Consider the following 9,682-nt stretch of genomic DNA (forward strand, 5'->3'; position numbering starts at 1 on the left):
CCGGTCACCCCTTTCGCTTGGTATGCGCGGTGGCGGGTGCTGTCAATGGGTCTTCAGGCCAGGGATGCTTTGGATAGCGACCGCGCATCTCTTTACGTACTTCAGGATAACCCTGCTGCCAAAAGCTAACCAAGTCCTGGGTGACTTGCAACGGTCGGCGCGCGGGCGAGAGCAGATGAATCATTACGGCAACTGCACCATCAGCAACGGTGGGCGTTACCTGCCAGCCAAAGGCCTCTTGCAGTTTCAACGCTAGAACAGGTGGGCGTTGGGAAAGACACGGCAGGTAGTCCAAGCCAACCTGCTTGCCGCTAGGCACTTCAAGCGTTAAGGGCGTTAACTGCTCGAATTCACTCTGCGCCTCCCAGGCCAGTGAATTGAGCAGATAGCGCTCTAGCGGCAATTTCTCGACCTGACTCAGCCGATTGATGTCAATCAGGTAAGGAGCCAACCAGCTCTCTAGTGTGGCTAAGAGCGCCTTCTCCGACCAGTCGGGCCACGCCTCTCCCTGATATTCACGCAGCAGCGCCATTCGCCCGCGTAACTGCTGTAGCTTATCGCCAAATAGCTTTTCAGGCTGCTGACGTAAGGCGTTCGATAGCGCCTTTTTTATCGTCTCTTCCGGCAGATGCGCTAAAGGTCGTTTGGCAATAACGAGGCGGCCATGTGCCTGCACCTCTTCCCCGACTAAACGCCCCCCTTCCTGCGACCACGTTGCCCGCGGCTGCCATTGCTGAATACTGGGGTAGAGCGAAAGCAGCGATTCAAGTGACAACGGCTCACCTGCGGTAATACGCGCCTCACCACCTGTCTGACTACTTAACGCCACGGCCACTAAATAGGATTGATGCGCCAACGCATCGTTTAACGGCAGCGTAGCCGTTTTGCCATTGGCAAGCCGAAATTTACCCGGCTCTATTAGCTGACCAACGCGTTCCGGGTAGGCCAGTGCTAAGAGTGGCCCGAGCGGAACTAGTTTGGCGTCACTCAGTGCCACTCCTGCTCGCTTGGACAGCCTAAGCGCCTCACGCTGCCAAATGGGGAAACGTTGGGGCTGACGCAAACGCAGCGCTAAAGCATCATGCAGCGAGCGCTCGGCGCTGTCGCGCTCTTCCAGCAGTGCGGCAACTCCACAGGCCAGAGGCACTGCATTGAAGTCTGCAGCCCGCTCCAGCATAACGGCAATTCTCGGTTCGACTGGCCAGCGGGCGCAGCGGCTACCCAAAGGCGTCAGCTTGCAATGCTTGTCCAATACACCCAGCTGTGTCAGCAGCGCTTGGCCACTTAGCCAGGCGCCCTCTGGCGGGGGCGTCACCCAGCTTAATGTTTGGGGCGATGCAACGCCCCAGCACGCCAATTCGAGCACTAGCGATGAGAGATCCGCCTGCTGAATTTCCGGCTCACCGTAAGGCACCAATGTCTGCTCCTGCGCCCAAAGCCGAAAGCAGCGTCCCTCCCGCTGCCGCCCTGCGCGCCCCCGGCGCTGATCAGCGCTGGCGTGATTGATACGTCGGGTGGTCAAACGGGTTAACCCGGTGCGCGGATGAAAAAGCGGCACTCGCTCCAGGCCACCGTCAATCACCACATTCACCCTCTCCACGGTAATGCTCGACTCGGTGATCGCGGTGGAGACAATAATTCGCTGCTTGGATGTGTTCGCCGCCAGGGCTGACTGCTGTTCAGCAATACTCATTCTGCCGTGCAGTGGTCGAATCGCCAGATCAGGAAATGTCTTTTCCAGTACTTGCACTAAGCGATTAATCTCAGCGACACCGGGCAAGATGACCAGTATGTCCTGGGCATCGGGCAGTGACAGCGCCTCTTCAACCACCCGAAGCGCGTGGCGGGCACTCTCTTCACCGCTTATTGAAGGTCGATAAGCTGTTGTCACCGGATACTGGCGCCCATGGCACTCAATAACAGGCACCTGCTCGCCCAACACCCGCTTGAGCGCTTCGACATCCAGGGTTGCCGACATCACCAGCAGGCGCAAATCATCGCGAATACTGGTTTGCACATCCAGCGTTAGCGCCAAGCCCAAATCGGCGTCTAAACTGCGCTCGTGAAACTCATCAAAAATAATTCCAGCAACGCCTTCTAGCAGCGGGTCATCTTGCAGCATGCGGGTGAGCACGCCCTGGGTCACTACTTCCAAGCGGGTTTGCGCGCTCACACAGCTGTCACCGCGCATGCGATATCCCACCGTTTGACCAACGTCTTCACCCAATTGCTGTGCCATAAAGCTGGCCGCCAATCGCGCAGCTACACGCCGTGGCTCCAGTAACAGTAGCTTGTGCCCTTTGACCCACTCTTCTTCAAGTAAGCAGAGCGGCACGCGGGTGGTTTTACCCGCTCCCGGCTGGGCAATCAGCATCAGCCGATTATGGCTAGCCAAGACGTCTTTAAGCTGATCAAGATACTGCTCAATAGGCAAAGCGCTCATGTGAGGTCAATTCCCCGCACTGTGGGCGTCTGCACTGTTGTTAGGCGCAGAGTTGGACGCGGAGCCAGTGATGCCGCAGCCTTTTAGAATAACGTGCTCAAGAAAGGTGGAGATGGATTCAAGATCCTCCTCTGTTAACGCATCACGGCCTAGAATACCGCCGACCTGGGCACTATATTCAGTGTAGTGCTGGGTAGCAGACCAAATTAGGAAAATCAGCCAGCGCGGGTCGACAGCATCCATTTTTCCCTGGGCAGACCATTGTCGAATGATCGCGGCACGAGAGGACACCCAATCGCGTAGCTCTCCCGCCAAATAATCACTTAAGAAGGGAGCACCGGCTAAAATTTCCGCCGCAAAAAGTTTTGAGCCTTTGGGGTAGCGCTGCCCCAGCACCATTTTAGTGCGAATAAAATCACTGAGTACCGTCGCGGGATCACTATCCGGAGTAATATCCTCAAGCACTTCGTTCCAACGATGCATCATGCGGTTAAGCAGCCGCACATAAAGCGCTTGCTTACTGCCCATGTAGTACAAAATATTGGCTTTGGGGAGACCGGCTCGATCAGCGATCATTTGCAAGCTCGCCCCGCGGTAGCCGTGCTGAGAGAACACCTCCTCAGCGGCCAACAGAATACTTGCTTCTATTCTTTCCCGGCTAGGGCTTTCATGAGTGGCAGAGACGGCAGTCATTAACAGTATTTCCCAATAGCATGAGTGATTGTTAGCTTGAATGTTTCGTTACACATGAATGTTTGGCTGGATGAGTGAATAGACTGGGCTGCCCCAAAAGTTAGCATTTCTCACCAGCTTGCCCCACTCCTGCGCAGTGAGCAAATACTTGCAAGGTACGGCGTTTTGTCCCAAGCTCAACCCATATTGACCGATCGGTCAGCATAATCACGGTCTATACAATTACAGTGGAGTTCGGCATGGCAACGATTGCGTTCCTGCTCAATGGTACCCCCCAGCGGTGTAACGTTTCACCCGACACCAGCATTTTAACGCTACTGCGCGAGCATTTGGCCCAAACGGGTACCAAAGAGGGCTGCGCATCGGGCGATTGCGGCGCTTGCACCGTGGCGATAGGTGAGCCAACGGCTGGCACGCAAAGCTTTACCAGCGCAAACGCCTGCATTACGCCTGCTCATCAGCTACAAGGCAGGCACTTGGTCACCGTTGAAGGGTTGTCGGAAAAAGGACGCCTACACCCAGCTCAGGAAGCGATGATCGAATGCCATGGCAGTCAGTGCGGTTTTTGCACGCCGGGTATCGTTATGTCGCTGTTCACTCTGCATAGCGATCTGACTCAACGTCCTGCTCCACTATTACGAGAACTCTCACCTGAACGTTTAGAAGCCGCCCTGGGCGGTAATTTGTGCCGCTGCACCGGCTATCGTCCTATCCGCGATGCGGCGCTGCGTATGAGTGATACGCCCTATGAGCGCCCTCAGTGGTTCGACGCGGCGTTGCCAGCGTCAGAAAGCGACACTCAGACCACCGATTTGGCTGGGACAGTGCCATTTTTTGCTCAGCCAGTGTCTTTGGAGGAGCTAACGCAATTGCGTCAAGAGGCTCCCCAGGCGCGCTTGGTGGCAGGCGGTACTGATCTTTGGCTGGAAATTACTCAGCGCTTGGCGCCGCTCAATCAGTTGATTGATGTTTCTCGGGTTGCTGAACTACTAACAGTTGAAAAAGCCAACCATGCAGATCAAACCGGCTGGTGGATAGGCGCCGGGGTTACCTATACCCAGCTCGAGCCGCTGTTTGAAAAGCACTTTCCTGCATTTGCTCATCTGCTGCACCGGCTTGGCTCCCAGCAAATTCGCAACCGGGGAACGCTGGGTGGCAATATCGCCAATGCCTCCCCCATTGGAGATACGCCCCCCGTGCTACTTGCCTTGGGCGCTCAGGTGGAACTTGCCAGCACAAACGGTAAGCGTTGCTTAGCGCTGGAGGATTTTTTCCTCGATTACAAAAAAACCGCCTTGGCAGCCGATGAAGTCGTTTCGCGGATTTTCATTCCCGAGTCGGTTGAGGACAGTCAACTACGCGTCTGGAAATTATCCAAGCGTCGCGAAGATGATATCTCTGCGCTACTCGGTGCCTTTAGCTACCGCATTGAACAAGGTACCTTGCATGATGTACGCATCGCTTTTGGGGGAATGGCTGCGACGCCCAAGCGCGCGAAAGCTGCTGAAGCAGCGCTCGAAGGTTGCACCATGACGAAAGAAGTTTTTCGCGCCGCTCAGCAGGCACTCGAGGATGATTTCCAACCTATGAGTGATGTGCGGGGCAGTCAGCATTATCGCCAACAAGCCGCCAAGAATTTGCTTGAGCGTCTCTATCTTTCTCTCTCAGCGCCCGACCACGAGGTGATGCTCCATGCGTACGCTCACTAAACTGGACGGCGATAGCAGCCGTGCCCGCCGTGAACTAGACGACCACATTCAAGGCTCTGGCCCCTTAGCACGCCATACGGTTGACAGCACTGGACAACGCCAGGCGGGAAGTGCCAGCTTTCACGAAAGTGCCGAAAAACACGTCACCGGCAAGGCCGCTTATATTGACGACTTGGCCGTACCGGCCGACGCGCTGCATGTGGCGCTAGGCCTATCACCTGTCGCCCACGGCACCTTAACTCAGCTTGATCTCAGCAAGGTGACAGATTCGCCAGGAGTGGTCGATGTGATTACCTTTCATGAGGTGCCGGGCCATACCGATATCGGGCCCGTCTTTCCGGGCGATCCTATTTTTGTCGATCAAGAGATCAGCTACGCAGGGCAATGCCTCTTCGCCGTTGCCGCAACGTCGCTGCAGGCGGCACGCCGTGCCGTCAAGTTAGCCGCCTTTAGCATCGATGAGCAGCCTGCCAGTTTAGACCCAGTGGCCGCGACGGAGCGTGAAGAGTTTGTGCGCCCGACGCATGTCCAGACCCGTGGTGATTGGCAGCAGGCGCTTGACCAAGCTGAACAGATTGTCGAAGGCGAGCTGTTCGTCGGTGGCCAAGAGCACTTCTATCTGGAGGGCCAGGCATGCGTGGTTCACCCTACTGAAGATGAGGGCGTTATCGTCCACACCTCCAACCAGCACCCCAGCGAAACACAGAAGCTGGTGGCGGAGGTGCTCGATATTCCCTTTCATGCCGTGACCGTAGAAGTGCGCCGCATGGGCGGTGGCTTTGGCGGCAAAGAGACTCAGGCTTCTCCTTGGGCATGTATTGCCGCGATTATTGCCCGCCGCACCGGCAAGACGGTTCGACTGCGCTTACCGCGCAGCGAAGATATGCGTGCCACGGGTAAACGCCACCCCTTCCATAACCGCTATCGACTCGCCATTGATGCTGAGGGCGTTATTCAGGGTGGTGAGATCACGGTGATCGGTGACTGCGGCTACTCGCCGGATCTCTCCGACGCCATCGTCGATCGCGCTATGTTCCATGCCGACAATGCTTACTCGCTGGGGGATGCCCAGGTAGTCGGTCATCGAGCCAAAACCCATACCGCTTCTAATACCGCATTTAGGGGCTTCGGTGGACCCCAAGGGATGATGATTATCGAAGCGGCCATGGATGATATTGCCCGCCAGATTGGCGAAGATCCTCTGACCGTACGTAAGCGCAACTTCTACCGCGATGGCCGCGAGGTGACTCACTACGGCCAGCAGGTCGACCAGCGGCAACTCCTGCATACACTCGTTGAAACCCTCGAAAGCGACAGCGATTACTGGGCACGGCGCAAAGCGGTCAGTGACTTCAACGCCACCAGCCCTGTGATCAAAAAAGGTCTGGCACTTACCCCGGTTAAATTTGGCATTTCGTTTACCGCCCAGCACCTTAATCAGGCGGGCGCCCTTCTGCATGTTTACACCGACGGCAGCGTGATGATCAATCACGGCGGCACCGAGATGGGCCAAGGGCTACATACTAAAATTTGTCAGGTGGTGGCTCGCGAGCTGGGCCTGGATCTGGAGAAGGTACGCATTACCGCTACGCGAACCGATAAAGTCCCCAATACCTCCCCTACCGCGGCCTCCAGCGGTGCTGACTTAAACGGTATGGCTGCACGGGATGCCTCCAGCAAACTGCGAGAACGCCTGTTTGATTTTGCCGCCGAGCACTATTCAGAAGGCTTGGATCGCGAAGGAATGCGCCTGGAAGATGGCATGCTAGTGGCCGGGTTCGGCGAGAGCGAGCGCCGCATACCCTGGGGGGAGTTGGTGCAAACAGCCTACCTCAATCGCATTTCGCTATCTGAAAAAGGTTTCTACGCCACACCGCTTATTCACTACGATCGCTCAGTGGGTCAAGGCCGACCCTTCTACTACTACGCGTTCGGCGCGGCAGTGGCAGAGGTAAGCGTGGATACCTTGAGCGGGGAGTATCAGGTAGACCGTGTCGATATATTGCATGACGTAGGAGACTCACTAAACCCGGCCATTGATATTGGCCAGGTGGAGGGCGGCTTTATTCAAGGAATGGGCTGGTTGACCAGTGAAGAGCTTAAGTGGAACGACAAAGGCGTGCTGGTCAGCGATGGGCCGGCGACCTATAAAATCCCTACCTTTGGCGATCTACCGCCTATCTTCAATGTCGCGCTACTGGAGGGGCACCCTAACTCCATGGCCAGTCTCTACCGCTCAAAAGCCGTAGGTGAGCCCCCTTTTATGTTGGGCATTTGTGTCTGGTCGGCGTTGCGTGATGCGCTATCAAGCCTGACTGATTACGCCATCTCTCCCCACTTAGATACACCGGCCACGCCGGAGCGGGTCATGCTGGCAGCCAACGCGATCAGGAAGAAAGTGCTGTGAGTTCTAGTCAAAACCCAGAAAGCTGGCATGCGGCGCTACACCGTTTACAGCGCGACGGCATACCCCATGTATTAGCCACTCAGGTGACCAGCGCAGGCTCCACTCCTCGGGAGCCTGGCGCACGCATGGTGATCACCGACGATGATATCTTCGATACGCTAGGTGGCGGTACCTTTGAGTGGCAGACCATTACCGCCGCACGCGCTTGTTTGACAGAAAAACGCTACGGCATCAGCTTGGAAGCCTTCTCTCTGGGCGGACGAAGCGGTCAGTGCTGTGGTGGATTCGTTAATATCCTTTTGGAAGCTTTTCCAGGCACTACAACGCACATAGCGATCTTTGGTGCAGGTCACGTAGGGCAGCAAATTGTAAAGCTAAGTGCGCCGCTGCCCTGGCAGCTGCACTGGCACGATAGCCGTAGCGATGCGTTTGCTGAACAGTATCATCAGCAGCCACGACTTAGCTGTTATTCACTCAAAGACGCACAGCAAAGTGTTGCCGCCTTGCCTGCTGATAGCCACGCGCTGGTATTGACGCATAACCACGATGAAGACTATGCGTTGATCAAAGCACTGATCGCGCAAGATAACATCGCATCGATTGGGCTGATTGGTTCGGACAGCAAATGGGCAAGCTTTGAAGGACGCCTTAAGCGCGATGGTTACTCCGCCGGGCAAATTGCGCGGGTGCGATGCCCCATCGGGCGCATCCATGCCACTAAGCTGAGTAATAAAACGCCCTATGCGATTGCTTTAACTGTGGTGGCCGAACTGCTTTGGCTAACGGACACGCCCTCCTCTCAAGAAAATCGCGGCCTTGACTCCCAGGTAGTGCGAACGCTAATGACCGACTCTCCGACGACCCCGAGTTAATATGAAATCTTCTACCGATACGTTCATTCGTGCCGAATTGATTAGTTTTGCCCGTGACCCTGGCGATGGCAATACACCCGAACCAGGCAGCTTAGAGCATTACGGCGACGGCTTGCTGTGGCTGAAAGGCCAGCATATTCATGCCGTCGGCCATTTCGCCGAACTCTCACCTTCACTACCCAAAGGTGCTGACGTTGTCGATTATCGTGACAAATTGATTATGCCGGGGTTTATCGATACCCATGTGCACTATGTGCAGCTGGATATCATGGCATCTTATGGCCGCCAACTGCTTGACTGGCTAAACGACTACACCTTCCCTGAAGAGTGTCGCTTTGCTAATCATGCCCATGCAGAAGCGCTGTCTAACGCTTTTTTGGATGAGATGCTACGCGCGGGCACTACTACTGCCCAGGTATTCGGCTCTAGCCATCCCGGCTCCGTAGATGCATTTTTCACCGCCTGCCAAAAACGCCAGCTGCGCATGCTGGTGGGCAAGGTATTGATGGATCGTAATGCGCCAGAGGCGTTGATGGACGGTGCATCAGGCATTGCTGACAGCGAACGACTTATCGAGGATTGGCACGGCAATGGCCGCCTGGGCTATAGCGTCACACCGCGCTTTGCGCCAACTTCAACTAAAACGCAAATGGACGCTGCCGGTGCCCTCTTACGTAATGACCCAACCCTTTGGTTACAGACCCACTTGGCTGAAAACAGCGGTGAGTTAGATTGGGTAGCCGAGCTGTTTCCAGGCAGTCGCGACTATTTGGCCGTTTATGAGGAGGCAGGCTTAGTCGGCCCCCGTAGCACCTTCGCCCATGGCATTCATCTCGATAACGGCATGCGCAAGCGCTTGGCGGATCGAGGCGCCAATATTGCCTTTTGCCCCAGCTCCAATCTTTTTCTGGGTAGCGGGTTATTCGACCGGGAAGCAGCCAAGCAAACGGGCATGGCATATACGTTTGCTAGCGATATCGGCGCAGGCACTGATTTATCGGGATTTGGAACGCTTAAAGCAGCCTATCAAGTGGGACAATTAGGCGGTCAACCCCTTACCGCATGGCAGGGGTTTTATGGCTTAACCATGGGGAATGCCAAGGCTCTTTCGCTGGATAGCCACATCGGTCAATTGGCGCCTACCCTTGAGGCTGACTTTGTGGTGATTGACACCCAGGCAACATCGCTACTCTCGCGACGAATCAATCATTGCACCACGCTTGGTGAGCGGCTGTTTGCGCTAATGATGCTGGCTGACGACCGCGCTATTTATGAAACCTGGGCGGGTGGCATTTGCCAACACCGCAGGGATTTTTAGAAGTGAGGTGTGAGGTGTGAGGTGTGAGGTGTGAGGTGTGAGGTGTGAGGTGTGAGGTGTGAGGTGAAACAGGTTATTCGTTCGATACCCCTATACCAACGTTTTCTACTCACTATTTCCCCTCACGCCTCACTATTTACCCCTCACGCTCATGCAAAAAAAACCCCAGAGCATAAGCCCTGGGGGATTTTTCATAATAAGTGCCTGACGATGACTAGGGCGGCTCCCCGCTACTCTACA

Annotated in this window: 6 protein-coding genes; 4 read left to right on the forward strand and 2 right to left on the reverse strand. The window is 55.6% G+C overall.

Going from position 1 to position 9,682, the window contains the following annotated elements; genetic code table 11:
• Nucleotides 1-4: 4 nt before the first annotated feature.
• On the reverse strand, nucleotides 5-2,443 hold the full coding sequence (gene hrpB / locus JI62_RS11475) for an ATP-dependent helicase HrpB (RefSeq protein WP_088700290.1): 2,439 nt from the start codon (nucleotides 2,441-2,443) through the stop codon (nucleotides 5-7).
• 6 nt (nucleotides 2,444-2,449) lie between these two features.
• Nucleotides 2,450-3,136 carry a TetR family transcriptional regulator C-terminal domain-containing protein gene (locus tag JI62_RS11480; protein ID WP_088700291.1) on the reverse strand — a complete coding sequence of 229 codons (687 nt, stop codon included), beginning with the start codon at nucleotides 3,134-3,136 and terminating at the stop codon, nucleotides 2,450-2,452.
• Between the two features lie 239 nt (nucleotides 3,137-3,375).
• Between JI62_RS11480 and xdhA the strand changes: the two genes are divergently transcribed.
• Genes xdhA through guaD form a run of 4 tightly spaced genes read left to right on the forward strand, consistent with a single transcriptional unit; the run spans nucleotide 3,376 to nucleotide 9,442 of the window.
• Nucleotides 3,376-4,845, forward strand: coding sequence for a xanthine dehydrogenase small subunit (gene xdhA / locus JI62_RS11485; RefSeq protein ID WP_088700292.1), 1,470 nt, complete (start codon nucleotides 3,376-3,378; stop codon nucleotides 4,843-4,845).
• Complete coding sequence (gene xdhB / locus JI62_RS11490) at nucleotides 4,829-7,252, forward strand: xanthine dehydrogenase molybdopterin binding subunit (protein ID WP_088700293.1); 2,424 nt, start codon at nucleotides 4,829-4,831, stop codon at nucleotides 7,250-7,252. The genes xdhA and xdhB overlap by 17 nt, the downstream gene beginning before the upstream one ends.
• On the forward strand, nucleotides 7,249-8,124 hold the full coding sequence (gene xdhC, locus JI62_RS11495) for a xanthine dehydrogenase accessory protein XdhC (RefSeq protein WP_088700294.1): 876 nt from the start codon (nucleotides 7,249-7,251) through the stop codon (nucleotides 8,122-8,124). Before xdhB ends, xdhC begins: the two co-directional genes overlap by 4 nt.
• 1 nt (nucleotide 8,125) lies before the next feature.
• Entirely contained in the window at nucleotides 8,126-9,442 is a 1,317-nt protein-coding gene (guaD, locus tag JI62_RS11500) for a guanine deaminase (protein WP_088700295.1), read from the forward strand.
• Nucleotides 9,443-9,682: the final 240 nt, after the last annotated feature.

The sequence above is a fragment of the Halomonas campaniensis genome, assembly GCF_002211105.1.
In the GTDB taxonomy this organism is placed as follows: Bacteria; Pseudomonadota; Gammaproteobacteria; order Pseudomonadales; family Halomonadaceae; genus Vreelandella; species Vreelandella campaniensis_A.